General features: G+C 55.5%; 1 protein-coding gene and 2 pseudogenes. All 3 read right to left on the bottom strand.

Annotation, left to right across the window (positions count from 1 at the left end; translation table 11 throughout):
• Positions 1-1,352: pseudogene (gene mrkC / locus HMPREF3096_RS31420) on the bottom strand (type 3 fimbria usher protein MrkC); the annotation flags it as partial.
• Between the two features lie 11 nt (positions 1,353-1,363).
• Positions 1,364-2,065, bottom strand: a complete 702-nt coding sequence (gene mrkB, locus HMPREF3096_RS10895; protein ID WP_012967265.1) for a type 3 fimbria chaperone MrkB — start codon at positions 2,063-2,065, stop codon at positions 1,364-1,366.
• A gap of 95 nt (positions 2,066-2,160) precedes the next feature.
• A pseudogene (mrkA, locus tag HMPREF3096_RS31415) lies at positions 2,161-2,346 on the bottom strand (type 3 fimbria major subunit MrkA); the annotation flags it as partial.

The raw sequence follows: 2,346 nt of genomic DNA, 5'->3' as shown, positions 1-2,346 counted from the left end.
GTAAACATGCGGTTAAAGGTGGCGCGATAGCTCTGCCCCGAATCATCATGGGTATCACTCTTCAGCCGCGAATGGGTCACGTCAAAGGAGAGCGCGCCGATGCCGGTGTTCATCCCGGTCCCCACCAGGAAGGCCTGATAGTCGTCGAAACCCGTGACCCCGGTATAGCCGGTCAGCAGGTTGTTGATACCATGCTGCCAGGTGGCCTGATAGAGCATCGGCTTGTTACGCAGAGAACTGTCGTCCACTTTACCGGCGGAGAGCGCGTAGCGGGTCATTCCCGGGCGCAACAGCTGGGCGACGGAAGCGTAAGGCACGCTAAACACTTCCACCGAGCCATCCGCCTCTTTCACCGAGACCTCAAGGTCGCTGCCATAGCCGGAAGGATAGACATCCTGCAGGGTAAACGGCCCGGGCGGAACGGTGGTCTGATAGATAATGTTGCTGCCCTGGCGCACGGTGACGAGGGCGTTGCTCTGCGCCACGCCGCGAATTTCCGGGGCATACGAGCGCATGCCATCCGGGAACATATTGTCATCGGTGGAAAGGTTGACCCCACGCAGACCGATGGTGTCGAAAAATTCACCATTGGTAAAAATCTGCCCGCCGCTGACGATGGAGTTGAGCTGCGGAATGGGGCGCTGGAGATAGGTCTGGTTGCTGTTCCAGTGCGCTTTACCCTGCTGCTGTTGCCAGTTCAGGTTGCCGATGTGCTTCAGCAGCCAGCCGTCCCACGACAGGCCGGCGTTGACGCCAAGATAGGCGCTGCTGTTATCCGAGCCGCCGACCGAAGAGGTGTGGCTGTTCCAGGCGTTGGCCATCCAGCCCAAATTGAGCGCAGTAATGCCTTTGTCCCAGAACTCCGGGCTGACATAGTTTTTCAGACGTTGATCTTCATAGATCTGCGGCACCGAAATGTTCAACCGCAGGGAGGACTGGACCAGGTTGTCTTTGACGTTTTCTTCGTTACGCCAGGATTTGAGGCTACCACAGTACCCCTCCTGTTCGCTGAGCTTTGGGTTAAGCTTTTCCGCCGCGATGCCGTACTGCGTCAGCATCGCTTTGGTGTAGCAAACGCCAAGGTTACCGTCTTTGTCGCGCGCGATGCGCAGGTCGTAGCGCCCTTTCCACTCGTCGTTGGTGTAGACGTCAAGGGAGTAAGTGCCTTCGGTAATCGCGCTGGTCGAAAAGCGAGACAGATCGACCTTCTCGCGGCTACCGACAATAAAGCCGTCGTTAAATTGATATACCGTTCCCGGGTTTTCCTGTCCGCTGGAAAATGGCGGAAAGCAGCACAGCGCGATGGCTATCGCGGTGCTTAATCTTCCCGGGCAGAATGACCTCTGCTTCATTAGATTTTCCCTTATTTAACGGCCACTTTCACTGCGACATCGGCGCCATAGTCATTAATGTTGTTAACGGTCAGGGTTTCGCCGCGGTTGACGGCGGAGGAGAGTGCTACCGTCTGGCTGGACTGCGGCGCCAGCATCACGGTTTTGCTGTTCAGGGCTTTACCGCCGTCGCGGGAAATACGGCTGACGGTAATGTAGAACGGCGTCGGGTTATTGATGGCGAGACTGCTGCCGTTGGCAGTCAGCGTCAGCTTCTCGGCCGCCGCATCGCGATTGCCCAGTCCGGCAGGGCGGTAAATAAATTTAAAGCGGGAACGGATCGCCAGCTGCAGCACGTTCTGGCCTTCATTTTTCTGATTGGCCACTACCGGTGGAATTTCCAGCAGATTCAGCCACCACAGTGTCTCTTTATCTTTCGCCAGACCGGCGCTGCTGCCGAGCTTAATACGCAGCGTCTGGCCACTTTTGGCGTCAACGCGCGAGATCGGCGGGGTGATAATAAACGGGGTGGTAATGGTATCCGGTGTGGCATCGGCATCGCCATTATCCAGCCAGGCCTGCGCCAGTGCCGGACGGTCGGCGTTATTTGAAAGCTGTACCGTTATTTCTTTTTCATTTCCTGGATAAATAAAGCGGGTACCGTTAACAATAATATTATTGGCATGGGCCGCAAAACTAAAAATGAAACAGAAAAAAAGGGCAATACGCTTCATGCTGACCTCAGAATAAAAATACAAGCGGCGGACATCGCCGCTTTATTATTGTTATTAACTGCCCCGGAGCGGGGCAGTTTTATTTTCTGGCGGAATTACTGATAGGTAATTTCGTAAGTCGCGTAGCTGTTGACCACACCGGTAGTTACTGTGGTCGGTGCGCTGGTCGCATAACCAACGTAGTAGGTGAAGCGCGCGCCATCGGCTACAGCAGCAGCATCGCCTTTTGCTTTCGGCTGAGTGCTGTCACCCGGGATGATTTTGTTGGTCAGCGCGGTGGC

Source organism: Klebsiella sp. HMSC25G12, assembly GCF_001807705.1.
Taxonomy (GTDB): domain Bacteria; phylum Pseudomonadota; class Gammaproteobacteria; order Enterobacterales; family Enterobacteriaceae; genus Klebsiella; species Klebsiella variicola.
Note: the sequence above shows the minus strand (reverse complement) of the source record. Positions and strands in the feature narration are given on the sequence as shown.

Excerpts from the sequence above, each read along its gene's own strand:
- mrkB (WP_012967265.1), bottom strand. The coding sequence starts at position 2,065 with ATGAAGCGTATTGCCCTTTTTTTCTGTTTCATTTTTAGTTTTGCGGCC.